Source organism: Spirosoma liriopis (assembly GCF_023196085.1).
Lineage (GTDB): Bacteria > Bacteroidota > Bacteroidia > Cytophagales > Spirosomataceae > Spirosoma > Spirosoma oryzicola.
This window is the reverse complement of the sequence record NZ_JALPRF010000003.1, coordinates 408500-433148: the sequence shown is the minus strand read 5'-3', so window position 1 is coordinate 433148 and position 24649 is coordinate 408500. Positions and strand designations below refer to the sequence as shown.

The 24649-nt window shown below is 51.8% G+C and carries 18 protein-coding genes; 8 read left to right on the top strand and 10 right to left on the bottom strand.

Going from position 1 to position 24649, the window contains the following annotated elements:
• Window positions 1-5 precede the first annotated feature (5 nt).
• A complete protein-coding gene (locus M0L20_RS18620) occupies window positions 6-2426 on the bottom strand; it encodes a heavy metal translocating P-type ATPase (protein WP_248478514.1) in 2421 nt (806 codons plus the stop codon).
• Window positions 2427-2560: 134 nt separating this feature from the next.
• Between M0L20_RS18620 and hemN the strand changes: the two genes are divergently transcribed.
• The gene (gene hemN / locus M0L20_RS18615) at window positions 2561-3937 is read left to right on the top strand and encodes an oxygen-independent coproporphyrinogen III oxidase (RefSeq protein ID WP_248478512.1); all 1377 of its coding nucleotides are present in this window, start codon (window positions 2561-2563) and stop codon (window positions 3935-3937) included.
• 89 nt (window positions 3938-4026) lie between these two features.
• On the opposite strand, the gene M0L20_RS18610 is transcribed toward hemN, so the two are convergent.
• The 4 genes from M0L20_RS18610 to M0L20_RS18595 form a co-directional block, all read right to left on the bottom strand.
• Window positions 4027-5481, bottom strand: a complete 1455-nt coding sequence (locus tag M0L20_RS18610; protein ID WP_248478511.1) for a tetratricopeptide repeat protein — start codon at window positions 5479-5481, stop codon at window positions 4027-4029.
• A gap of 533 nt (window positions 5482-6014) precedes the next feature.
• Window positions 6015-9008 (bottom strand): PD-(D/E)XK nuclease family protein, encoded by a 2994-nt coding sequence (locus tag M0L20_RS18605; RefSeq protein WP_248478510.1) that lies wholly within the window; start codon window positions 9006-9008, stop codon window positions 6015-6017.
• Window positions 9009-9088: 80 nt separating this feature from the next.
• Complete coding sequence (locus M0L20_RS18600; RefSeq protein ID WP_232562694.1) at window positions 9089-9685, bottom strand: MiaE family protein; 597 nt, start codon at window positions 9683-9685, stop codon at window positions 9089-9091.
• A gap of 93 nt (window positions 9686-9778) precedes the next feature.
• A complete protein-coding gene (locus M0L20_RS18595; protein WP_248478509.1) occupies window positions 9779-10879 on the bottom strand; it encodes an SMP-30/gluconolactonase/LRE family protein in 1101 nt (366 codons plus the stop codon).
• A gap of 165 nt (window positions 10880-11044) precedes the next feature.
• Between M0L20_RS18595 and msrA the strand changes: the two genes are divergently transcribed.
• The 7 genes from msrA to M0L20_RS18560 all read left to right on the top strand — a co-directional run bounded on the left by msrA (window position 11045) and on the right by M0L20_RS18560 (window position 17457).
• On the top strand, window positions 11045-11725 hold the full coding sequence (gene msrA / locus M0L20_RS18590; RefSeq protein WP_435531838.1) for a peptide-methionine (S)-S-oxide reductase MsrA: 681 nt from the start codon (window positions 11045-11047) through the stop codon (window positions 11723-11725).
• Window positions 11726-12051: 326 nt separating this feature from the next.
• The gene (locus M0L20_RS18585) at window positions 12052-12744 is read left to right on the top strand and encodes a hypothetical protein (protein WP_248478508.1); all 693 of its coding nucleotides are present in this window, start codon (window positions 12052-12054) and stop codon (window positions 12742-12744) included.
• A gap of 95 nt (window positions 12745-12839) precedes the next feature.
• Window positions 12840-13853, top strand: a complete 1014-nt coding sequence (locus M0L20_RS18580; protein ID WP_232562691.1) for a hypothetical protein — start codon at window positions 12840-12842, stop codon at window positions 13851-13853.
• Window positions 13854-13952: 99 nt separating this feature from the next.
• The gene (locus M0L20_RS18575; protein ID WP_248478507.1) at window positions 13953-15014 is read left to right on the top strand and encodes an acetate and sugar kinases/Hsc70/actin family protein; all 1062 of its coding nucleotides are present in this window, start codon (window positions 13953-13955) and stop codon (window positions 15012-15014) included.
• A gap of 319 nt (window positions 15015-15333) precedes the next feature.
• Window positions 15334-16239 carry a helix-turn-helix domain-containing protein gene (locus M0L20_RS18570; protein WP_248478506.1) on the top strand — a complete coding sequence of 302 codons (906 nt, stop codon included), beginning with the start codon at window positions 15334-15336 and terminating at the stop codon, window positions 16237-16239.
• A gap of 99 nt (window positions 16240-16338) precedes the next feature.
• Window positions 16339-17103 (top strand): SDR family NAD(P)-dependent oxidoreductase, encoded by a 765-nt coding sequence (locus tag M0L20_RS18565; protein WP_248478505.1) that lies wholly within the window; start codon window positions 16339-16341, stop codon window positions 17101-17103.
• A gap of 6 nt (window positions 17104-17109) precedes the next feature.
• Entirely contained in the window at window positions 17110-17457 is a 348-nt protein-coding gene (locus M0L20_RS18560; RefSeq protein ID WP_232562687.1) for a hypothetical protein, read from the top strand.
• Window positions 17458-17714: 257 nt separating this feature from the next.
• On the opposite strand, the gene M0L20_RS18555 is transcribed toward M0L20_RS18560, so the two are convergent.
• The 5 genes from M0L20_RS18555 to M0L20_RS18535 form a co-directional block, all read right to left on the bottom strand.
• Window positions 17715-18317 carry a CAP domain-containing protein gene (locus M0L20_RS18555; RefSeq protein WP_248478503.1) on the bottom strand — a complete coding sequence of 201 codons (603 nt, stop codon included), beginning with the start codon at window positions 18315-18317 and terminating at the stop codon, window positions 17715-17717.
• A 153-nt stretch (window positions 18318-18470) separates the two neighbouring features.
• Window positions 18471-19166, bottom strand: a complete 696-nt coding sequence (locus tag M0L20_RS18550; protein WP_248478501.1) for a SanA/YdcF family protein — start codon at window positions 19164-19166, stop codon at window positions 18471-18473.
• A 211-nt stretch (window positions 19167-19377) separates the two neighbouring features.
• A complete protein-coding gene (locus M0L20_RS18545) occupies window positions 19378-22101 on the bottom strand; it encodes a DNA gyrase/topoisomerase IV subunit A (RefSeq protein WP_232562684.1) in 2724 nt (907 codons plus the stop codon).
• 157 nt (window positions 22102-22258) lie between these two features.
• The gene (locus M0L20_RS18540; RefSeq protein ID WP_248478500.1) at window positions 22259-23191 is read right to left on the bottom strand and encodes a D-2-hydroxyacid dehydrogenase; all 933 of its coding nucleotides are present in this window, start codon (window positions 23189-23191) and stop codon (window positions 22259-22261) included.
• Window positions 23192-23282: 91 nt separating this feature from the next.
• Window positions 23283-24575, bottom strand: coding sequence for an acetylxylan esterase (locus M0L20_RS18535; RefSeq protein WP_248478499.1), 1293 nt, complete (start codon window positions 24573-24575; stop codon window positions 23283-23285).
• Window positions 24576-24649: the final 74 nt, after the last annotated feature.

The following is a 24649-nucleotide window of genomic DNA, read 5'->3' as shown; positions in this document are numbered from 1 at the left end:
CGGGACTACGCGCCAAGCTTCTTCCAACGCATGCCAATGGTGGCAATCAGCAGCATCGTCGCTGAACTGACGGGCATTAGAATAGCCGCTACTACCGGCGACAGATTACCCGTCAAGGCGTAGGACAACCCGACAAAATTATACAACAGCGACACGATAAAGCTGAACCGGATTACCCGCATACCGAAGCGGGTGTAACGCAACATACCGGGCATTTTGGGCAGGAACGACGCTTCGAGAATGGCATCGCTGGCGGGCGTAAACTGGATGGTGTCGTCGGTAAGCGCAATGCCTACGTCGGCCTGTTTCAACGCCCCGGCATCATTCAGTCCGTCACCAATCATCATGACGCGACGCCCCTGTTGCTGCAACTGCTGAACGACGGTAAGTTTTTGCTGCGGCTGGCAATTAAATGTCATCGCATCCGGCGTAAACCAACGGGCCAGTTCGGGTCGGGCCGTATCGTTATCGCCCGAAAGCAGGTAAAGCGCGTGCGTCGTTTTCAGCGCATCCAGCATCGCATCCAGGCCCGGCCGGTATTGATTCGGAAAGCAAAAACAGCCCCGGTATTTGCCTTCAATCGACAGATGAACGGTTGTGCCGGTCGATAGGTGTCCGTCCGTTGAGGTATCGTTTCCCCCATTGACAAACGCGCGGGAACCTATTTTGATCAGCCAGTCGTCAACGAGCCCCTGGATACCGTGGCCGGGAATTTCGGTGAATCCGTCAATCCGCAACGGCAGGGCGTCCGTTAGGTGTGAAGTCAGTTTGCGGCTCAGCGGGTGAGCCGACTGCCGCACCAGCGACGCGACCAACGACCGTTCGTAGGCGGTCAGCGGCTGGTCGAACGAGTCCACTACCAAGGTTGGTGTCGTGGTCGTCAGCGTGCCGGTTTTATCAAAAACGACCGTATCGCAGGCGGCCATCTGCTCGATAACTTCCGCATTTTTGAGGTAAAGCTTTTGTTTACTCAGCTTGCGCAGACCGTTGCCGAGCGCAAACGGATACGACAGCGAGAGTGCGCAGGGACAGGCAATGATCAGTACCGCCGTAAACGCGTTGATGGCACGGGCCGGATCGTGGGTGTACCAGTACAAACTGACGAGCGTCGCCAGCGTAATGACCGTTAGGGTGAAGTACCTACCGACTGAATCAGCGAAGGTTAAAATGCGTGAACTGTCGCCCTTGCGGAAGGCGTCGTTGTTCCAGAGTTGCGTCAGGTAGCTTTGCGATACGTCCCGAACGACTTCTAGCTCGATGGCTTCACCAATCTGCTTGCCTCCGGCGTAAAGCAACGCACCGGGTTGCCGGGCTTCCGGCTCCGACTCACCCGTTACGAAGCTGTAGTCGATCATCCCCTGCCCTTTGTACAGTATTCCATCGGCGGGAATCAGTTCGTGGTTTCGCACCCGGATTCGGTCGCCTTTACGCAGCTGCGCCACCGGAACGGCGGTTTCGCCACTCGCTTTCAAAACCGTTACGGCCAGCGGGAAATACGACTTATAGTCGCGTTCGAAAGACAGAAATTCGTGAGTCCGCTGCTGAAACCATTTTCCGCATAACAGAAAGAATATCAATCCGGTGAGCGAATCGAAATAACCCGCGCCATCGAGAAACAGTACTTCGTAACTCCCCCGAACGAAAGCCACGAGAATACCCAATAGAATAGGCAAATCAATGTTGATCATCCCTTTCTTCAAGCTCGTCCAGACGGATTCGAAATGCCCTGACGCCGAATACGCCACGACCGGAATCGCCAGCAGCATATTGACAATCCCAAACAAATGCTTGAACGACGGGTCATCAAGGCCAAGGTATTCGGGGAAGCTGAACAGCATGATGTTTCCCGAACAAAATCCGGCCAGCGCCAGCCGATACAGCAACGGACGATACGACGGTTTTTGCTGCTCTTTCACTACATCGTTCAGACTAATCAGCGGCTCATAACCCACCGACGTAAGCAGTTCGACCACTTGCCGGAGCGTTAGCTTACTGGGTTGGTAGGTCAGGTGAACCTGCTTTTTCAGAAAGTCAACGCGCGAGTGCTGAATACCGGGGTCGATTCGATACAGGTGCTCAAGCAGCCACAAACACGAACTACAGTGAATGGTCGGTACGTAAAACGTAACCTTGGCAACCGAGTCGTTCGAAAACTCCAGCAACTGCGCTACAATATCGGGATGATCCAGAAAATCGAATTGGGTGGTGCGGGCCCTGTTCTCCTTATGGTTGACTCCTGATCTGGACTGGTCATCAAGGCTCTCTTTCAGAGTATAGTATTGACAAAGCTGGTGCTGGCTCAGGATGCTGTACACCGTTTTGCAGCCGTCGCAGCAGAAGTACTTTTCCTCGTACCGGATGTCGTGATCGGTGCAGTCGTTACCGCAGTGGTAGCAGGTCGTTGATGCAATCGTTGCCGTATTCATACCTCAGAAATTTAAAGCAAGTTGGCAACCGCCAGCGCGTTAAACCCTGACGTTTATCAGCCGCTGACCTGATACGGCTCAACGTTTGGGTAGCCGTCTCGGGCAAACTTTGTCTACCGAACCAACGAATCGCTATGAACGCACTCATTCAGAAATACAACGTTCCCGGTCCGCGCTATACCAGTTACCCAACCGTACCGTTCTGGGATGACTCTACGTTCAGCGAAACGGCCTGGGTACGCAACCTGCGCCGGGCTTTTTCGGTCAGCAACAGCACAACGGGCATCAGCCTGTACATTCACCTGCCCTACTGCGAAAGCCTGTGTACGTTCTGTGGTTGCAACAAGCGCATCACCCGGAACCACAATGTCGAAGGTCCGTACATCGACGCACTGCTGACCGAGTGGAATACCTACTGTGATCTACTTCAGAGTGCTGGATCGGAACGCCCGCGCATTGCCGAACTGCATCTGGGCGGGGGTACACCGAGCTTTTTTTCGCCGGACCAGCTTAACCGCTTGCTGACCGGCATTTTCAGTCAGGCCACGCCAGCCGAATCAACCGATTATGGCTGGGAAGGACACCCCAACAATACCACCCGCGAGCATTTGCAAACGCTTTACGATTTTGGCTTTCGGCGCGTCAGCTTTGGCGTGCAGGATTACGACCCGAAAGTCCAGCGGGCCATTCACCGCATTCAGCCGTTCGAGAACGTGAAGCAGGTGACGGACTGGGCGCGGCAGATTGGCTATACGTCGATCAGCCATGATCTGGTGTTTGGGCTACCCTTTCAGACCGCCGACACGATCACCGACACCATTTACAAAACGCTGACGCTCCGCCCCGACCGTATCGCGTTTTACTCCTACGCACACGTCCCCTGGATCGAAGGCGTCAACGGACAGCGGGGTTTTCAGGACAAGGATTTGCCCACCGGCGATCAGAAACGCATTCTCTACGAAACCGGACGCGACTTACTGGAACAGGCGGGATACGTTGAGATCGGAATGGACCATTTTGCCCTCCCTCACGATTCCCTGTACAAAGCTCTGGAAAACAAGACGCTGCACCGGAACTTCATGGGCTATACCACGACCCAGACGCGCCTGTTGCTCGGTCTTGGGGCATCGTCCATCAGCGATGTCTGGTCGGCGTTTGCCCAGAATGAGAAAGACCTGGATACGTATATAAACCGGGCCAATGCCGGAGAACTGCCGCTGCTGCGGGGGCACGTCCTCGACGATCAGGACCAGTTTTTACGCCGACAGATCTTGAACATCATGTGTCAGGGGCAGACGCAATGGCCGCTGGGCAGCTGGTCAAGAAAGGAATGGGAAGTGTTGAGTGCCCGGCTGGAATCGTTCTGGCTCGACGGACTGCTGGATTACGATGTGGAAGGCTTGCGCGTCCATTCAGAAGGGCGGCCATTCCTGCGCAACATCTGCATGGCGTTCGATGAGCGGCTCAATTACGCCCAGCCCCAAACGCGCCTGTTCTCTCAGACAGTATAAACGGCAGACGGTGTGGTGTCGGTTTTCGGTGGTGTCGGTTTTGAGAACCGCGCGGGCGGCCCCGCCGACACCACTCACCCAGTGAGGTTCTAGCGCGTATACAGATTACCTTTGGCAATGGTCGATTCGTATTCACCGCTGATTGTTTCCAGAAATTTACCGGTCACCCAGCCAATATCCGAGTTGCGGACAAACACAAACCGTTTCGGTTCCGAACCGGTGTTGTACGCTTTCATGATCGCTTCCAGCCACAACGCCCCGGCAATCAGCTGTTTCTCGTTGAACTGATTTTGGAGGGCGATTACGTCTTTTTCGGCTTTACTGCGCACGTCAGGGTTTGTCACATCGGCTAAATCAGGTTGTATTAACGCTTTATAATCCGTCAGGGCTAAACGCTTGAATCGCTCAACATCTTCAGTAGTGATGGCAACAGCGGCTACGTTCGCCCGATCAGGATAAAGGTACGTAACCAGTGCCAGCGCCACATCGCCCCCAACGCCTACCGTCTGGTGATTCTGTAGGCCGGCTCCTGCTTCTTTCAGACGAGCCTTGAGGTCAGTGTTAGCCAGATTATCAACGACTCGCTGTGCTTCCCGCTTGTAGGCATCCATCCCCAGCGAACGCTTGCTGTCGATCTGATTGACAAGGGTATTAACCCCAACGGGCAAGGCTAAGGCATGGAACCCTTTATCGACCTGGTTGATATCCTTTCGGCTGGCTTCTTTGTCAAAATAGCCACCCATTGTATTCGCGCTCCCGATATTGAGCGCCGAGGTCGTCGGCCATACTTTACGGGGAATCGCGCCTACCGTAAATAACTGGGCTTCACGGGTGGGCGTTAGTGTCGTATCGATCTGAACGGCTCCGTTCGGAATCACGCGCATCAACTGTCGGTAAAGGGCCAATTTGCTTTCCGGCGACCGGGTCAATCCTTCGTTTACGTCGCTGTTGAAGACGATAAAAATGCGCTCGTTGGGAATGTTGTACCGCCGGATCGAATCCAGGCCGATCCGTAACGCATCCTGCCCCCCTTTAAACGATTTGGAAGCATCGGCAACCAGCACCTCGGTCGGAATCGTAAAGCTGGAGCGAATATCTTTCTCATAAAAATCGCTTTCGTACCTGGTTTTGAAGATAGCTACCTTCACCCCCGCAGCGCCCACCTGAATACCGGCGTAAACGTTTTTGCTGGAAATATCCCGGATCACTTCGTTGACGGCCCAACCGCTGGCTACGTATTTGAGCTTGGCGTACTGGCTTCGTGCAAGTTCCAGATAGCGAAGCGCACTAGTGGTGTCTTTAATATCCTTGAACGAAAGGCCCATCAATTCATTGGTAATGGCCTCCCAGTATAAATTTTTTGACTTAACCGCTGGCATCGCCCGTTGCAACAGGCTGATGGATTCCTGCGATTTATCTACTTCGCGAAGAGTATTCGCCAGTTTGATGTATTGAATGGCCTGCGTTAAATTCTTTGCGTTTTGTGCCTGACCCGGCATTTGTGCAGCACACAGGGTTAACAAAAGCATGAGGACATTTTTCATAACGTTTTAAGTTTAAATAGGCGACAAAACGTAAATACTAGCTCCTATAATCTAAAGAACCAAAACGATAACAAGCGAATTTGTATCCATTGACGCCACAAAATCTATCTACCAGATAAACAGCTAGTTATCATTTTATTACACATACGTTTGAGTCGGAGCAATAGATGTCGTTCGAGAAAAAATTCTGGTAAGACCTGTTCAAGAAAGGTGACAGCCGTTCGGATCATAACAAAACGTGTGAGCCTTGTGTGCGGTCAGGTTTGAGAACCAGTATTGTCCGAAATGTTGAGTTTGCTCCGGTCCTATTCTCTTCTTTGGTGGTGTCGGTTTCTCAAAACCGACACAAATTGCTGACGCGAAGTGTCGGTTTTGAGAAACCGCGCGGGCGGCCCCGCCGACACCACTCACCCGGCATCATATCACGCATTTTACGGATTTCAGACAATACTAGTTTGAGAACCTGACCGCACACGAGGCTCACAGCACAGTCAATCGTTTTTACGCGAATTTCAGATCAAAAGAAGCGCGCTTTATCGACCGCAGATCCCCTTAAAATCGCAGTACTGACACACTTCAATCTGATCAGTCTTACGAAACGGCTCCGCGCCATCGAGCATTTTTTGGATCAACGCCTTCAACAACGCTTCCGAATCGGTGATGTACTGCGCCGGGCTATCGTCCGTCCCGAAGGCAACCGGATTGGATTTAAATCCGCCCTTGAGATCGCGAAATGAGTAAAATCCAGCTTCTACAGGCAGGTTTGTGGCCGGGTAGATATTTTGTTTCGCCCGGTCTCGGGGCAGGCCGCCGTGATCGTTGATGTTTTTGAGCGCCAGATACCGATACAGCCAAAGCTGACGCATTTTATCCTCCCGACCGTCGTTCAACAGTTTTTCGGCCAAATCTTTGGGCGCTTTTTCGGGTAGATCGACTTTGCCGGTTTTGTAATCGACGATGCGAATCTGATCGCCAACGCGCTCAATGCGGTCAATCTTTCCGGCAATGCGCACCCGAATCGATTCTCCCGTTGACAGCGGTACGGTCAGGTAGGTTTCAAGGGTTTGCTCGGTTCCAATAACCGTCAGGTTTGTTTGTTCGCTTTGCTGGCGGTAGAAGTCGAGCATGAGTTTTTTAGCCAGATCGTACAGCAACAGGTTCATACCCGACTCGATTACCCGACCTTTCATGGACACGGCGAACTCCTCTTCCAGCAGTTTCTGGACAATCGACTCGTCAACAGGTTCGCCTTTGAGCCGGTAATCCACGTCCATGCGTTCGAGCACTTTGTGCAGCCAGCTACCGAACTCAGCCGCGCCCATCTTTTCCTCAATTTCTTCTTCCTCGCTGATGTTCACAATCCGGCTGAAATAAAATCGCATCGAACAGGTAACGAACTGATTCAGATACGAAGGGTATAGTCCTTTGGTCGTCAGTAGCTTGATCAGATCCGCGCGAACGCTATCCGTTTTGGGGACGCTTAGATCGGTTGTATCCACCGCCTGCCCCGTACCCACCCGACCAAAGCGCACCGTCGGGTGGCTAATGCGGATGAGACCATTCGCACGGGGAACCAGTTCATGCTCGATTTGCCGAATAAACCGGCTAGGCTCTCCTTTGCTGCTGCCATAAGCGTCGGTGGAGGTAGTGTGTAGCAGCACAATATCGCTGGCTCGTTGCAGCAATCGGTAGAAGTGGTACGCCATGACGGATTCCTGCTCCCGGTAGGTAGGCATGCCCAACTCGCTGGCAATGTCGAACGGAATCAGCGAGTTCAACTTGCGCGACTGCGGCAGAATACCTTCGTTGACGGATAAGATAATAACCCGTTCGAAGTCGAGCGCCCGCGTTTCCAGCATCCCCATCACCTGCAACTGGCTTTTGCCTTCGCTCGTAAACGGAATGCTCGTCTGCCGGATCAATTCGTACAAAAACTGCCGAAAGCTCCGTACCGTAACGGCGGTGTCGGCATGAACGGATTGGTCTTGCCGTTCGAGCGTGGCTTCCAGTTGTTTGAGCAGCGTAAAGAATAGGTACAGGTATTCGATTTCAATAGCATCCTGACTGGTTCGGTACACCTCGCGCAGCAATTCAATCAGGTCGTACAGGCACTGGATCGCTTTTATCGGCTCTTCGTTGGGCCAGCGCGAAAACAACACCCGAACCAGCGGATCATTCTGGCCCAGTTCGGCCATCTCGCGTTCGGTCAGGTATACACGCTGGTCCTTAACGATGGTTTTGGCGATCCACTGAAACAACGGTTCCGGCGGCAACACTTCCCCTGATTCAAGCACCTCACCCGGCCATTGAAGCCCATGGATCCGTTCGTACTGTTTGATGAAGGGGTGGTTCAACACCTTGACAACGTGCCGGTGGTGGTACTTCGGAATCCGTAGGTTACGACCATCTTTCGTGCGGAACTCGTGCACCGTCCGCTGCATCTCGAACAGGGTATCGACCAGCGTAAACAGCAGGGAACTGCGCAGCGAAAGACCCATCGTTACGTTTAGATCGGTCACGCTTTCGTCCAATGCGTACAGAACGGGCATCAGCAGCGTTTCGTCAGCCAGCACAATCGCCGTTTTCGGGCGTGGCGTTTTAGACTCATCCCCTCCTGTAGTCTGCCAATCCTGATAAATCTTGCCCGCTACCTTCGCCTGCATGCTGGCGTTGGGAACACCTACCACGCGGATATTTTTTTCGGTACCGAGCAGGTTGTTGGACAACTGATCCAGATCTTCCCGGTTTTGTTTGGAGAATAACCAGCCGTTGTCGCGGTAGCGACGCAAAAACTCACCGGCTTCCTGCCCCCAGTCGTTGATGTAATATTGGTCGGCATCCCAGATTAGCTCGGCTTTATTGGCATCTACCAACACGCGGATAATCTGTTCCTCGGCCCGGCTCAGAGCGTTAAACCCCACGAAATAAACGCGCTCGTACGCCAGATTATCCCGAATTAGCGATTCAACGTTTTGGGCCAACTGTCGGTAGGCCATACCCCGGTAAGCCAGCCCCTGATCCATGAGCCGCTTTTGCAGGGCGTGATACGCCGTTTGCAGATTTTCGAAGAGCTTGAAGTAGCGGGCGGTACCGGGCGTCTCAACAATTGGTTTAGCCGACGACGGTTGGTTGACCTGCCAGCGTTCAAGGGCTTTAGCCGCTGTCAGGTAACTAAACAGTTCACTCGTACTAATAAGATACTGATCGATCCGGTCAAAGTCAGTCAACAATACTGATGCCCAGCCGATAAACTGTTCGAATTCAACCAGCGGGTCTATTTCCCGGAAAACGTCGTAGAGATCGAATAACAGACTGACCGAATCCGTGAGCTGTACACCAGCCGCCTGGGTGATAAAATCATCGACGGCTAAGGCATGAGGAGCCAGAAACGGGCGGTCCGAAAGCGCGGCCAATTCTTCCAGAAAGACGGAAACGGCCCGGCGCGTAGGCAAAATAACCCAAACATCGCTAAGGCTAGGGCCGTGCGTGTCAAATATGCGTTGAGCGGTTTGTTGAAGAAAAGTCAACTGGTATTACTCGTTAGTCAGACAGTAAAGGTACAACTTGTTGGCCACTGCCTGACACTTTCTTTCCCGCTCAACTCGTTTTAGTGCATCCGGTCACCCCGCACGTCCAGATTCGCTATGATGTCGGCTTCCACGGCCAGAAATTCTTTCCACCGCTCCCGTACCCGTTCGGCGGGCAGGTACGTTTCGGCCAGTTCGATGAAATTACGGTAATGGCCCGCTTCGGAAATCATCAGTTCACGGTAAAACTTTTTCAAGCCTTCATCGGCAATGTTTTCCGAAAGCAGTTTGAAGCGTTCGCAGCTGCGAGCTTCGATCAACGCATTCATTAACATGTTATCCATCAACTGCTCTTTCTGATCATTGGTCGACCGGCGCAACCGGGACCGCAACTGGTTCACGTACTCATCTTTCCGCTGACGACCCAACGGAATATTTCGTTTGCGCAGCTCTTTCAGCACCCGCTGAAAATGCCCCCACTCCTCGGCAACAATTGGCGTCAGTGCCTCCACCAACTCTTCTTTGTCGAAGTATTGTAGAATCAGCGAAATGCACGATGAAGCGGCTTTCTGTTCGCAGTACGCGTGATCAATAAGGATCTCGCCGATGTTCATTTCGGCAATGTTCACCCAGCGCGGGTCGGTAGGCAGTTCGAGTCCTAAAGTTGTAAGCGACATGAAAAAAGTCGGTAGTCGTTTGTCAATTAAAACGAAACAAAGTTAGCCACATTTGACGGACGACTACCGACCGATGCGTATCTGTTTTTACGCTTATCTCGGCGCTTTGAATTTGAACAGCCGATACGGATCAGTGCGCTCCAGACGCGGGATGTGTAATTGCGAAGTCGTCACGTACACCGAACTGTCGGGACCGTACGCAAAGCTGTCGGGCCATTTCAGGCGGGTATCTTCGACAACGCGCTGTAAATCACCGGCGGGGGTCAGCCGCTCAACGGCATTTTGCTGAATGTACGTCAGGTACAGATTTCCGGCTGGGTCGAACAACATGCCGTCAACGGGGTCCGTATCCCGTACTTTTTCGACCCGCTGGTTCAGCTGGCTTTCCGACAGGCTTTCGTCCTGCAAAGCCGCCGTTGCAATCCGGTACAGTGGCCGCGCGGTGATAGCGTGGAAATATACATAATCGCGCTGGGGTGTCAGACCGATACCATCGGCGTCGAATGAAGGAACCTTACCAGCATTGTTGCGCCAGACGCGCCCTTCAGCCGTAACGACAACCCCTTCCGATTTTGTGGTCGGACTGCGGCTGAGCAACCGCCGGGCTTTCCCCGTAGTTAGGTTTACCACGATTAATGCACCCTGGCCCGAATCCGTGATGTACGCGTAGTTTTTCTGCGTATCGATGCGTACATCATTCAAGTAGCTGGTCGGATAAACGATCATCTCATCGTCGAAAACGATGCGTTGAATAAGAGCACCCGTCGCTGGATTGAACTTCAGCAGCTTGGCCCCACCTTTTACCACGCCCCGCATCTGGGGAGAAGCCGGGTCGAGCACCCACAGGTTGTTCTGATCGTCAACGTGGACACTTTGCACGCAGATAAAATGATCCTGCGGAGGAAGCGACGGATTCCAGTTGTTCCAGTCCGCATTGGGGAAGGGCGTCGCCTGCGCTCCGCTTACGTAAGCGACGGAGTACGGTATGGTGTCGGTTTCCATGCGGGGGTAGTTGGCGAAAACGCGGCCATCCCGCGCTACGGCAACCCCCGTCCACTGCACCTGCGACGTTGCCACTTCGGTCAGCGTAGCCCCCGGCAGCGGGTCCTGACCATCTTCGTCTTTGGTGTTACAGCCCATTGCGGCAAAAAATGCCAGCGCCAGGAGCCGGGTTGGCCAGTACGTTGTTTTCATAGAGCGTTGAGATATCCAATTTGATTGTTAGGTCTTCATCCGCGTACTCATTCTTTTGTTTCCAAACCGGCAGCGAGTCCAGCTTATGGGATAAAAATTGAGGTTTTGGTCACCGATCCGGAATCTGAACCGGGGCTACGCTGTTTTACAGGTACGGTTTACGCTATGATGTACTGGAAAAACGCCTGGGTTTTTATAAGCCTGTTCTTAGGAACAAATCTCTTTTTTTTATCCTGCCAGCAGGCTCCGACAACGGCAGCTACGGAGAACACCAATCCAGTCGATACCCGCCTGGCAACGCTTCCGGCACCAAAACCGGGCGAGGCCATTGCCACGCTGGCAGGCGGCTGTTTCTGGGCGACGGAAAAAGAAATGAGATCATTGAAGGGCGTTCGGGCGGTCATTTCGGGCTACGCGGGTGGTGATCTGGAATACCCAACGTATGAGCAGGTCGGCACCGGTCAGACGGGCCATGCCGAAACGGTTCAGGTTTATTACGATCCTCGCCAACTTTCGTACGATACCCTACTCGATGCTTTTTTCGCGGGTCACGATGCGACCCAGCTTAACCGGCAGGGTCCTGACGTGGGCAAGCATTACCGCTCGGCTGTTTTTTACCGCACTTCCGTCGAAAAAGCGCAAATCGAAGCCGCTATCCAGCGTGAATCGGCCAATCACAAAGCGCCCATCGTCACCCAGGTGGTTCCCTTTACCGCGTTTTACCCGGCAGAGATGTACCACCAGAACTACTACGAGCAGCATCCGTACAGCTTGTATATTCATCTGGTTTCGGAACCGAAAGTAAAGAAGTTTGAGGAACGGATGCGGAATCACCTGAAAGAATGAGTATTCATGCATAGATAGGATAGCTTGCATGATAAGAGCGTTTTTGTCATGCTGACCGGTCCGCCGGTGCGGCAGGAAGCATCTTCGGTAGCAGGCAAAAAGGTCACCTTCGAAGATGCTTTGTACGTCAGCATGACAAAAATTTTGATTACACTACTTAGCTTATTTGTGGCTTTCTAAAACGATTAATCAAACATTCGGCCCGCCCTAGTACTTATTATCAGGCTAGGCAACCGTTCGGCCAGAATCATACCGCATGATCGGCCCAGACCTAGTAACATTGTTCTGTATTTCACACACGGGTGACCCCGAAATGAAAACAAACTATGCCAGAACCTGATAAATCGCTCGGTCGAAAAATTTTGAATTTCTTCGTAAAAGAAGAAGATCCGGGAATCGCCACAGGCACTAAACCTACCCCTGCCCCGACGGCACCACGTCCAGCCAGTGCCCCCAATCCGCAACCCACGCAGCCCACAGCGGCAACCCCGGCGGGTGCCATAGACTCGAAGTTTGCGGAACACCTGGCGAATGTGCTGGCTCAGAACAACCCGCCCGGTCCCGATTATTTTGAGTTTAGCGAAACCCTGCGAAGCCTGTCCAATCTGGGCCTGCCCGAAGACAAGCAGTTTCAGGCGGCCTGGGCGAGTTTTAAAGCGCTTGGCGGGCCGAACGACATTTCGGTACTGACCAAAACGGCAAATGGGTATATTGCAGCGCTTAACAACGACCGCGATGCGTTCAGCAAAAGCGTCGACGTTGCGCTGGCGGATCGGGTTGGCGGTTTGCAGAACGAGGAAAAGCGGCTACAAACCGAAAACGAAGCGCTGGCCAAACAATTGGTTGAGATTCAGCAGAAGATCAACGCTAACAACGACCGACTGTCGGCCATTGGTGGAGAGATTACCGAGCAAAGCGCGAAGATTACGCAGAATCGGCAGAATTACGAAGTGACCTTTGCGCACTTCACCGAGCAGATCAAAAGCGATATGGCGAAACTAACCCAGTATCTGAAATAAGGACTTTGTTTTCAAGACATTAGTTTTCAGAGACTAACCCACGCTGAGCCTATTATAAGCTTATAAGCAGAACCCCTAAACGTACTACTACATACATGGCTACTCCTGATTTTTCACAACTTGGTGGCAGTACGGACGCCGAAAAACGTTCGTTCTGGAGCCGCCCCGAAGGTCTTTTTGGTATGATCGTGCTGGCTGGCATTGCCGGTTTCAGCCTCTATCACCTGAACGCAATTCTCGAATTTCTGATTCGGGCCACCTCAAACGTGCTTGAACTGGCGCTTCTACTGGGCGCGTTAGGCGTTCTTATTTTTCTATTTACCAGCCGCGACGTGCGGACGGCGATGTTCTTTCTTTTTAAATCGTTGATGCGCAGCATTACGGGTACGGTCATTCAGTTGAACCCGATTGCCATCATGAAAATCTACGTGCAGGATCTGAAAGACAAGCGTCAGAAAATGCAGGGCCAGATCAACACGCTGGCGGGGCAACTGGTAAAGCTGAACAAGCGCATCAACGAAAATAACGAATCGATCAAGCAGAAATTTGCGGAAGCAAACAAAGCAAACTCGATGAGCGACAAGCCGGGTATGCGCGAGTCGGCTCAACTGGCGACCATCGAAGGCGCAGGCTTGCAGGAGATGAACGAAAAGCTACTGCCTCTTCAGCGGAACATGAAACAGGTGCTGGCTTTCATGGAAAAAGTAAACCAGAGCGCCGATTACATCATTAAAGAAACCGAAATCAAAGTCCGGCTCAAAGAAACAGAATACCAGATCGTTAAAGAAAGCTCGAACGCGCTAAAAACTGCCGTGAGTATTTTCAAAGGCGACCCAGACAAGAAGTTTTACTTCGACCAGTCGATGGAATACATTCAGGACGATATGAGCCAGAAACTCGGCGAGATGAAACGGGCGATGGACCTCTCGATGGACTTCATCAATGGCGTAGACATCCAGAACGGTATCCTGTCCGACAAAGGAGAAGCGTTGCTGGAAGCTTACAACAAAGGCGAGTTCAAGATGGTACAGCTCGACGCCCCCGCTCAGCCAGTCATCACGGCTCCGAACCCTCCCAAAGACGCTGGTTATCGGAACTTGCTAGACTAATTTCATCGAGCGGTTGAGTGAATGAGTGATGCAGCGAATTATCACTCAGCCGCTTTTTTTTCACACAATCGCACATTCACCCAATCACTCAATAAAACTATGCAACGATTAACCGTAGCCGGTCGGCTGCTTATTACGGCTCTCATTTTAGCCGCTATCTTTTTCGGATTCCGCTACTTTGGCGGCAACGATGCCCTGCGCAAACTATCCCCGAAACAATCAGAAGAGTCCGCTACCCTTCCCCGGTCTGACGACCAGACCTCCACAGCCTCGTCGGATGAATCGTCGGCTTCTGACAATAGATCATCGTCCAGTTCGTCATCGGATGAAGCGTCAAGCAGCAGTAATGCCGGGCGGTCGTTCAATTATACCCCTCCTGCTCCCAACGGTGGAAAGTTAAAAGGCGTGGTCGAACTGGGAGCCAGCGGATTTAACTCGTTCATTATTCGCGTTGACGACCAGAAAAACTGGAAGCTCGAAAAAGCAGAGTTTGGCAATAGCCTCGTTATCGAGAATATGGCGTCCGACGACGATGTCCGTTCGGGATTGAAAAGCTACATCGGCAAAATGCTTGACTTCGGCGTTAGTGGCCGCGACATTCACTTTGTGGTCAGCTCGGGCGCAGTGAAAGCGGATGGAACGCAGAAAATTATCCGTGCGCTGAAATCACTTAATTACTTCGTCAATACCGTAACGCCGGAGCAGGAAGGTTCGTTGGGCCTGCGGTCGGTGCTGCCCGCCGACTACGAGAGCAATTCATTCGTTGTCGATATCGGTTCGGGAAACACCAAGATTTCATGGAAAGAAGGTGGTTCGACCAAGGCGTTGGAAACGTACGGAGCCAAGTATTTTCAGAACGGCACGAGCGACGAAGCGGTTGCTACGGAAGTAAAAGCCAAAGCAAAGCAAGTACCGGACGATCATCGCAAAACCTGTTTTATCATTGGTGGCGTACCCTTCGAACTGGCCAAAGCGGTTCGGAAAGGCAAAGAGCGCTACACGGTACTTGATGCACCTTCGGCCTACAAACTGGACAACGCTAAGTCGAAAGCGGGTTTAAACATCTACAAAGCCATCGCCGACGCGACTGGCTGCGATCAATTCGTGTTCGACTGGGATTCGAACTTCACGATTGGTTTCCTGTTGGCGATGCCGAAATAATCATCACAACCATACACCAAACAGCCGGGCGTACTGCTAAGTAGCCCGGCTGTTTGGTTTTATAGCTAAACTGATTTGAACTAGCGTGCGGTCAGGTTCTTAAACCTGACCGTTAAGATTTCTCACCGGGTCGGTTTTTGAGAAACAGTATTGTCCGGAATCCGCAAAGAAACGTGATGTGATGCTGGATGAGTGACGTCGGCGGGGCCGCCCGCGCGGTTCTCAAAACCGACACTACTCGCCCAGCACGGCTTTATACAATAACATACGGACTAGTAGCGAAAATACGTACATTTGATTTTTACAAATCGGACCTAGTATGGAAACGACAACGCTGGAAGGCTTTTACAAAGAAATATCGGATCTCATTCCCAAGGATATAAACAAAGAGATCGGGCATTTCAACGTTTTCAAAATAGCGGACATAAGCGCTAAATACAAGCTAAAGCCGTTTATGCCTTACAACCGGCGGTCCTACTATAAAATCAGTTTGATCATTGGGCACAACAAAGCGGAATACGCTGACAAAGTTATCGACATCGAAAAGAATGCGCTCTTGTTTGCCACGCCGAAAATTCCGTATCACTACCTGCCACAGGACGACAACCAATCCGGCTTCTTCTGCATTTTTACGGATGATTTCCTGGTCCAGTCAAAAAGTAGCGTCATCTTGGACGAGCTACCGATTTTCAAGCCGGGGGGCTACCCTATTTTTCAACTGTCTGACGAAGAGGTTACTGAGTTGCTGTATATTTTCCAGAAAATGCACAAAGAGCTATCGTCGGATTACGCCTACAAGTACGATCTACTGCGTAACTACGTGCTGGAACTGATTCACTACGGTCAGAAATTACAGCCCGCTACGGCTCTTTACCCGACTCATACTGCTTCCGCACGGGTTTCCTCGTTGTTTATCGAATTGCTTGAGCGGCAATTTCCCATCGAATCGCCCCACCAGAAGCTCAACCTCCGCACCGCTAAAGATTTCGCCGATCAACTGTCGGTCCACGTCAATCATTTGAATAAAGTTCTGAAAGAAAATACGGGGAAAACCACGACCAGTCTGATCAGTAGCCGAGTCGTTCAGGAAGCAAAAATCCTCCTGAAGAAAACGGATTGGAGCATTACTGAAATTGCCTACAGCCTGGGTTTTGAGGAAGTCGCCCATTTCTCCAACTTTTTCCGAAAACAAACCTCGTTTTCTCCACTCGCTTTCCGAGCCTGAAAACGGGGCAGCATTTGAATCTTGCAAACAATGGATTGATGCTTGCAACTGCTTAAACCAGATAATGCGCCAACTTTGTCCTACTCAAATCACAACGATATGGACGCACAAAGTAAAATCGCATTGGTTACCGGCGGAAGCCGAGGGTTAGGCCGGAATATGGCGATCAACCTTGCCAAAAAAGGGATTGATGTCGTACTTACCTACAACAGCAATCAGGAGGAAGCGGATAAAGTAGTAGCGGAAATCCAGGCACTCGGCCAGAAAGCCAGCGCCTTTCAATTGGATGCCAGCAACGTGAAATCGTTCGAAGGCTTTTTCGGGCAGGTGACCGCCTACCTGAACGATACGTACGGCGCTCCCCGCTTTGATTTCCTGATCAACAATGCTGGAACAGCTCTCTATTCTTTATTTGCCGAAACCACCGAAGAACAGTTCGACACGGTCCTGAATGTTCATTATAAAGGTGTGTTTTTCCTCACCCAGAAAGCATTACCGTTTATCAACGACGGAGGACGCATCATCAACATTTCGTCGGGATTGGCCCGCATTACCTATCCGGGTTCATCGGCATACGGCTCCATGAAAGGTGCGGTCGAAGTGCTTACGCGTTATCTGGCGAAAGAATTAGGCCCCCGAGGTATTGCTGCGAACGTAGTAGCTCCCGGAGCGATTGAAACCGATTTTGGTGGCGGGCGCGTACGGGATAACCAGGATCTAAACGCACAAATAGCCAGTCAGACCGCCCTGGGCCGCGTAGGTTTGCCCGACGACATTGGGGGCGTGGTCGCGTTTCTGTGTACGGATGACGCCCGCTGGATCAACGGTCAACGCATTGAAGTATCGGGCGGTCAAGCGATCTAATCAGCCATGAAACTACTGAGCGGGGCACTGCTGATCATCACTGTTATCCTAAGTGTACGGCATGGCTGGGCAGGACTTTCCATGAAACCGGAAACATCCGATATGCTTACCGAACTGGGGTTAGGAACCAACAGAACCATCCTTTATCTGATAAGCGTACTTACGTTAAGCGTTGCCTTATTGGTCCTGTTTCCGCAGACGTTTTTTGCGGGTAATCTCATCAACGCAGGCATTATACTACTCATCATGGCGCTGTCCCTGAATGTAGGTAATCTGAAAACGGCTTTACTTGAGATCCCATTTCTGCTGATTCCGCTGGTTTTGATTTATCTGGGGCACCCGCTGAAAAAGTAAAGTTAATTCGGGCCGGAAGTTCGTAGCTTAATAGGCCGTCTAAAAATGGTCTTTCTTATTCCTTTTGGCATGGCTTCTGTCGTCGAAATGACAAACCCACGTATAGGCGTGGGATCAGCGGTACCATCCGTGGTGTCGGCGTGGCTGTGATGTCGGCGGGGACGGCAATCTATTAAGCTTTACAAAGCAATTCACGGATCAAGACCCCCCCCTGACTTCAATCAGGGGGTTTTCTACATAAACGAGTGTCAATTCGATTAGTATTTCGTACCAAAATCAGTCACCCAGTAATGTTTGTAGGTACTGCTGGCGGAGTATCCGTAGCCGACGCCTACTTCTTTGAAGTTAGCGCTCATAATGTTTTTGCAGTGGCCTTCCGATTTAAGCCAGCCATCGACAACCGCACGCGTTGTTGAGTAACCAGCGGCAATGTTTTCGCCAGCCGCCCGCCATTTGTATCCTTCGCGCGTCATGCGGTCCCACGGCTGCGATCCATCCTTACCGGTATGGCTAAAGTAATTGTTGGTCGCCATATCGACCGCGTGTTTGTCCGAAGCCGACGTTAGCAGGCTGTTCAACGCCAAGGCCGGAACCGCCGGGTAAACGGTTGTCCCACATTGACAAGGCTTCGAGCGAGCCTGATTGATGTAGGTTAATACTTCCTGCTGCTGGGTTGAGGTTGATGCTGCCGCCCGCGCCCCCGACAAATCGGGTGTCATACCAAGGGTTTCGCCAACGCCCCCTTCTTTGTAAACGGACGAGGTTACGGGTGCGGGCGTTTGCGTTGTTTCCCGGTCGGACTGACAGGCAGCAGTAGCGCCAACTAAGGCAAGTACGCCTAACAGGTAGGTGATTTTCATAAGCAGATAAACCGTCTATTTGTTGATTAAACGGTAGGTCGCTCAGCTTAGTATTACGAAATAGTCAATCCAGTAAAATAAACGTTACATCCTTACTCTTTGGTAAACGAGGTAAGAACAGAACTTCTAGTAAATGCAGGAATGCGTTTGTGCTTATTTTCGCTCCCAGTTCCCTTTTTCGGTCTGCGGGCGCAGGACATACACGTCAAGGATCGCGTTGGGCCGGGCGAGGTACTCGCGGATGAGCGTCCGGAGGGAATAGCCGTCGGGAACGTCCTGAGCGGCAAAGGCAATGGCTTCCATACCCTCGTGATTGCCGATGTAGAGGGCGCGGGCATTATGAAAGTTTTGCGAGATAATCGTGATCTTCTCCTGGTTGAACACGTCTTTGCAGCGCACGACCGAATCGAACGTTCGGTAACCGGCGTAATCGAGGGTCATCACAGAAGCCGGAACGCCTAACTTCACCAGCGCCCGCTGCATATCGACCGGTTCGTTGTAATACTCGGAGTCGTTATTACCGCTCAGGATAAGGTACTTGACTTTGCCTTCTTTCCATAATCGGGCAGTTGCTTCCATGCGGTAACGAAAAAACAGATTTTCTTTTCCCGACCGGACGAACTTACTGGTGCCGAGAACAAGGCCAACGTCATTGGCCGGCAATTCACTAATGTCGAAGAAAATCTGATCTTTTGTGCTTTGCACAACCCACCAGTTGCAGATCAATACGATGATAGAGCCACTGAAAGTAAGGGCAATAGCAATCTTAATCGTCCATTTGACCATACGAATGCCAACCGCTTCGCGCGGAGTGTCGTCACTATAGTCGGTGGCAAACGTCGTGTTCATTCTATTCGCTAAAATGTGGATTTTTCGTTAATCCAACAACATTACCAAATGGATCTTTATTTACTGCGGTTGCATTTTGCCACGTACGTTCTGCATTTTCGGCGAAAGCAGCGTACCTGAACCGATACTTTCCGCTTTACCTGCTGACCGCTGGGTTGATCGATAAACCTTATAGAACCCAGCATCGGGTTCTATAAGGTTTTGACACCTTCTAAGAAAACAACCCTAACTGAATAGACTCTTTTTCTTCGGTTTCGGTTGTATTGCCCGCTTCCAGTACCGCAGCAGGCTGTACATCGCTTTTGGGCGTATTGGCAGTAACAACTTTGGGCGGGAGCAGCTTGACCTCTTTCACTTTGACAAACGGTAATTTCTGTCCTAATGCCTTCCAACCCCGTACTTCGATGAATCCCTCGGGTTCGAGTACCATTTTTTCAAGTGGTCCCCGCTCTTTCACCTGATGAACAAGCTCGATCCGCGGGTACTGATCAACCGTTACAGCCAGGTTTTTAGAGCCTTTAACGTCGCCGATAAAGCTGAATTTCTTATCGAGCGATGTTGTCTCGACTTTAAACCGTTTTACGTACCAGGCCTTCTGATTCGCTTCGTAGTAAACCGCTGAGAGTACCGTTTCGGGATCGAACTTCATCAGCACCGCGATTTCGTTGGGCTCGTACCGATTGGTCAGATCGAAGCTGGTCAATTCATACTGCCCGTCTTTATAAACGACCAGAATGCTGTCTTTCGCATCAAAATTACCGAGCATTCGTCCGCGCTCGTCCCGATTCAACCGTCCGAGGTGATCGTCGTACCAGATATCTACCCCACCCAATGTCGATACACCACCCGTTTTCTGGGTAATCTTCCGCACGTTATACTTGGTCAGGATATTACCCTGCGCTCCCCGGTTTTTGATACCCACCGAAGCAAAGTCAAAATCGAACTGTTTAACCTTTGCCGTAGACTGCGCGGTCAAATTAATGGAGATAACCTCTGCTTCGCCATTATCGTTCGCGCTGAAATACGTTATCTTCGATTTCGGATTACCCATGGTCAGATCGTATTCCCGATCACGCGTGACGCCCGTTACCGGGAATCGCTTCGCCATCGAAATGCCTGACTTACCATCGAGATAAATAAGGTTATAAATTTTACGCTCGTCATTCTTTTTAAATACCGAAACGTAAACAATATCCTTGCCAACGAATACCTTGTCCTGCACTTTCGTCACCAGGCATTTACCGTCACGCCGGAAAATGATTATGTCGTCAATGTCCGAACAGTCGCTGACGTACTCGTCTTTCTTCAGGCCGTATCCGATAAAGCCACCCTCCCGATCAACGTAAAGTTTCTGGTTGGCAGCCGCTACGACACTAGCCGCAATGGTATTGAACGCCCGGATTTCGGTTTTACGCTCCCGTCCTTTCCCGTATTTCTTTTGGAGGTCCTTAAAATACGCAATGGCATAACGCGTAATATTCGCCAGATTGTCTTCGGTTTCGGCCAGATCCTGCTCCAGCTTACGCATCAGTTCCTCCGCCTTGAATCCGTCGTATTTCGAAATACGCTTGATTTTAATCTCCGTCAGACGAATCAGATCGTCTTCCGTAATCGCACGGTAAAACTGCTTCTTGAACGGTTTCAGCGCCTTGTCAATCGTTGCCAGAACAGCCTCGAACGATTCGCACTCCTCAATCTTGCGGTAAATCCGGTTTTCGATAAAGATCTTTTCGAGCGAGCTGTACAGCAACCGCTCCATTAACTCACTACGCCGAATTTCAAGCTCGCGTTGCAACAACTGGACCGTTTGGTGCGTGTTGACGCGCAGGATGTCCGCGACACTGACGAAATGGGGTTTATCGCCAATGATCACGCAGGCGTTGGGCGAGATCGAAACCTCGCAATCGGTGAAGGCGTAGAGCGCGTCGATTGACACGTCGGGCGATACACCGGGTTGAAGGTGAACCAGAATCTCAACGTCCCTCGCCGTGTTATCCACCACAGCGGCCACATTCCGGCTTGGCGCTTTAATTCTGATTTTTCCCAGTTCAGCGGCTTTTACGATGGATTCGATCAGTTGGGGGGTCGTCACGCCGAACGGCACATCGCGAATGGCCAGCGTCTTCTTGTCAACCTCTTCGATACGCGCCCGAACCCGAACTTTACCGCCCCGGTGCCCGTCGTTGTAGTTGCTAACGTCGATCAGGCCGCCCGTCTGAAAGTCGGGGAACAACTGAACCGGTTTGTCTTTGAGTATCTGAATCGACGCATCGATCAGTTCGTTGAAGTTGTGCGGCAGAATCTTGGTCGAAAGCCCAACGGCAATCCCTTCGACACCCTGCGCCAGCAGCAACGGGAATTTTACGGGCAACGTAACGGGTTCGCGCTTACGACCATCGTAAGAAAGCTGCCATTCCGTGGTCTTATCGTTGTAGATGGCATCGAGCGCAAACTTCGAAAGCCGAACTTCGATGTAACGCGGAGCGGCTGCGCCATCGCCCGTGCGAACATCGCCCCAGCTGCCCTGCGTATCGAAGAGCAGTTCCTTCTGGCCGATGTTGACAAGCGCTTCGCCGATGGACGCATCACCGTGGGGGTGATATTGCATGGTTTGCCCGATCACATTGGCCACTTTATTGAAGCGGCCATCGTCCATCTCTTTAAGCGCGTGCAGAATACGGCGCTGAACCGGTTTCAGACCGTCCTCAACAGCCGGAACGGCGCGTTCGAGAATGACGTACGAGGCATAATCCAGAAAGTAATTTTCGTAAAGTCCCGAAACGACCGTTTGGTCGTGCAGCACTTCGTTGACGGTATCAATCGGTTGCTCATCCGGTCCGATAGCCTCTACTGGCTCCGCGTCATCGGCAGAAAACGCTGCTTCGGGCAGGCCCTGTTCGTCGTCTATCGGTTCCTGATTTTCTTCGTTCATCATGAATTGTTATAGGTACTATTTCACTGGATAATTAGGCGGGATCTGCCGAACGGCAAACCTTGTGTTCGACTCCTTAAATTTACTAAAAAAAGTTGAAAAAACGGCTTTTTACGGCTAAAAATGCACAAAATACCCTAATCCAGCTTTCTATTTCCCGCTAGTATCCCCGGCCCAGTTCGACGGCATTTTCCAGCGGTTCACCAGCCCGGAACCGACCAAGATTTCGCACGAACTGAAGCACTTTCCCGTCATCTTCGTTGGGCTGTCCACCGCCCGTATGTTGCGTCAATAGCACATTCGGTAACGTCCAGAGCGGGCTATCGGCGGGCAGCGGTTCCGTGGCGGTCACGTCGAGAACAGCACCCCCAATCTGACCGGATTGCAGCGCGTCGATCAATGCCGTTTCGTCGGTTGTCGTGCCTCGTCCAACGTTGGCATAAATGCTGTTGGGGTGCATGGCGGCAATCAGTTCAGCCGAGAAAAAACCCCTGGCCGTACCGGGCAGACAGTTGACTACAATATCCGTCTCCGGCAAGGCGGCTTTCAGCTCATCAACCGAGTGCAAATCGGCCTGTGGATCCGTACGAGCCAGCATTTTTGTTTGGCAGAAGAAGCCCGTCAGCATTTGGCGTACCGCCTGACCGATGGTTCCCGTACCCAGAATAATCACGCGCTTGTCGCGCAGCAAACCAGTTCGCTCCCGAATCGGTGCACCAATCCACTGGCTCTGGTTTTGCAAGGTTACCAGTTCAGGAATGCGCCGGTAGAACGCCAGGATTCCGGCGATCATCGTTTCGGCGCAGGGCCAGGCAAAGTAATCACCCATGTTCGCGATCTGGGCGTTTACTTGTGCGTCGCGGTAACCATCGAATCCCGCCGAATCCAGTTGCCAGAATTGCAGATTAGTCAGCGGCTCAGCAAACCAGGCAGGGGGCGGGTTTCCTAGTACGATATTGGCGGCTTTGAAGGCGTCCTGTTGTTGATCAGCCGGTAAGTCATGGCGAAAGACAGGCGTTATATCGCCGGGCAGTTGCTGGCGGAGCGTTGTCTTTAACGTGTCGTTGAGCGTGGTATTGACAAATAGTTGCATACTAGATTTACGTAATTCAGGTCAATTTGGTTGCGTTCGTGCGGACAAACAACTTTTCGGATCAGCGTGGCAGGACAAGATAGATTGTGCCCTACTTTTCTCCTTTTAGCTGAGCTAACAGCCAATTGGTCATTCGTTCGGTCTGTTCCGGATAGGTCCAGTGTCCCGGATCAAGCGATTCGATGTCCAGCGTCTTGGGGCCGGGAATGACATTGTAAGCTGCGTACATGGACGTTGGCGGGCAGGTTTCGTCGTTGAACCCCCACGCGTAGCGACCAGGCACGTTGACTAGTCGGGCGAAATTGACAACATCGTAGTAGCCCGTCGTTTTGATGCGATCCGGTTTGTTGTTGTAGGCCAGATCGTTCCCCGTAAACAGATGCGGCCAGCCACCAGCCCGCCCGTGCAGATACCCGGTTACGTCGCACAACGCCGGATAAAAAGCGGCCAGCCGTTTGATGCGCGAATCGAGCCCCGCCGTCACAATGGACAAAGCGCCCCCCTGACTACCACCCGTAACGGCCAGATTCTGACCGTCGTACTGAGGTAAACTCGTCAGAAAATCCACCGCCCGTACGCAGCCCAGGTAGACACGCTTGTAGTAATACCGGTCCCGGTCGTCCAGATTAGCGGCTGGGTAACCATTGAGCGGCCCCCGGCTGAGGTTTTCGTACACAACCGGCTCCATCGTAACCGGCACCCCATGAATGCCTACTTCGAGGGTTATAAACCCTTTATCGGCTTCAGCAATCATGCCATTGTACGGACGAACCCCCGCGCCAGGAACGCGCAAAATGGCGGGATACTTTCCTTCTTTTTTCGGGACGCACAGAATACCGTAAAAGCGCGAATTGTTGATATTCTGTAGATTCAGGTGATACACGTTTGTCCGTTCCGTACACCGCTCCGGCAGCAGGGTCATGCGGGCATCAACCGGAACAGCCGCCAGATCGGCCTTGGCCTTATTCCAGAACGCCTGAAAATCGGTGGGGTTTTCAACCGTGGGTTTGATGGTCTGCGGGTCAAAGCCAGCCGTTGTCAGGCCGCGATACTCTTTCCCGTCAACCTCAACCGTAGCGATGCAGCGCAGAAAACCGCCCGTTCGCATCGTCCCCCCATCCAGCGCCAAGGTTCCGTCCCGCAGGGTAACGGTTTCCTTTTTGGTGGGCTCCATCTTCTCGGGGCCAATCTCGTAGCGAAGCTTCGCTCCTTTCAGCAGGACATTGTTTCGGTAGACCGCTATGGTAAACCTGACGGGTTCCCCGATCTTATACTGCCAGTCGGCGTGGTCGGGAGAGACAACGATTTTTACAAACCGCTCAGACGGTTGAGCAACGAGATCAAGACAACGAAAAAGACAAAGAACAAGAAGTAGTCGTTTCATGAAAGATGGGAACGTAGTTTACGGTAGAAGCTAGGTACGTTTTCGGCCTACTCATTTCTACCGACGAACCCTTG

Coding starts and splice junctions, on each gene's coding strand:
- M0L20_RS18585 (WP_248478508.1), top strand. CDS start 12,052: ATGCCAGAACCTGATAAATCGCTCGGTCGAAAAATTTTGAATTTCTTC.
- M0L20_RS18595 (WP_248478509.1), bottom strand. CDS start 10,879: ATGAAAACAACGTACTGGCCAACCCGGCTCCTGGCGCTGGCATTTTTT.
- M0L20_RS18535 (WP_248478499.1), bottom strand. CDS start 24,575: ATGAAACGACTACTTCTTGTTCTTTGTCTTTTTCGTTGTCTTGATCTC.
- M0L20_RS18560 (WP_232562687.1), top strand. CDS start 17,110: ATGAAACTACTGAGCGGGGCACTGCTGATCATCACTGTTATCCTAAGT.
- M0L20_RS18580 (WP_232562691.1), top strand. CDS start 12,840: ATGGCTACTCCTGATTTTTCACAACTTGGTGGCAGTACGGACGCCGAA.
- M0L20_RS18555 (WP_248478503.1), bottom strand. CDS start 18,317: ATGAAAATCACCTACCTGTTAGGCGTACTTGCCTTAGTTGGCGCTACT.
- M0L20_RS18600 (WP_232562694.1), bottom strand. CDS start 9,685: ATGTCGCTTACAACTTTAGGACTCGAACTGCCTACCGACCCGCGCTGG.
- hemN (WP_248478512.1), top strand. CDS start 2,561: ATGAACGCACTCATTCAGAAATACAACGTTCCCGGTCCGCGCTATACC.
- M0L20_RS18610 (WP_248478511.1), bottom strand. CDS start 5,481: ATGAAAAATGTCCTCATGCTTTTGTTAACCCTGTGTGCTGCACAAATG.
- M0L20_RS18540 (WP_248478500.1), bottom strand. CDS start 23,191: ATGCAACTATTTGTCAATACCACGCTCAACGACACGTTAAAGACAACG.
- M0L20_RS18550 (WP_248478501.1), bottom strand. CDS start 19,166: ATGAACACGACGTTTGCCACCGACTATAGTGACGACACTCCGCGCGAA.
- M0L20_RS18575 (WP_248478507.1), top strand. CDS start 13,953: ATGCAACGATTAACCGTAGCCGGTCGGCTGCTTATTACGGCTCTCATT.
- M0L20_RS18545 (WP_232562684.1), bottom strand. CDS start 22,101: ATGATGAACGAAGAAAATCAGGAACCGATAGACGACGAACAGGGCCTG.
- msrA (WP_435531838.1), top strand. CDS start 11,045: ATGATGTACTGGAAAAACGCCTGGGTTTTTATAAGCCTGTTCTTAGGA.
- M0L20_RS18620 (WP_248478514.1), bottom strand. CDS start 2,426: ATGAATACGGCAACGATTGCATCAACGACCTGCTACCACTGCGGTAAC.
- M0L20_RS18570 (WP_248478506.1), top strand. CDS start 15,334: ATGGAAACGACAACGCTGGAAGGCTTTTACAAAGAAATATCGGATCTC.
- M0L20_RS18565 (WP_248478505.1), top strand. CDS start 16,339: ATGGACGCACAAAGTAAAATCGCATTGGTTACCGGCGGAAGCCGAGGG.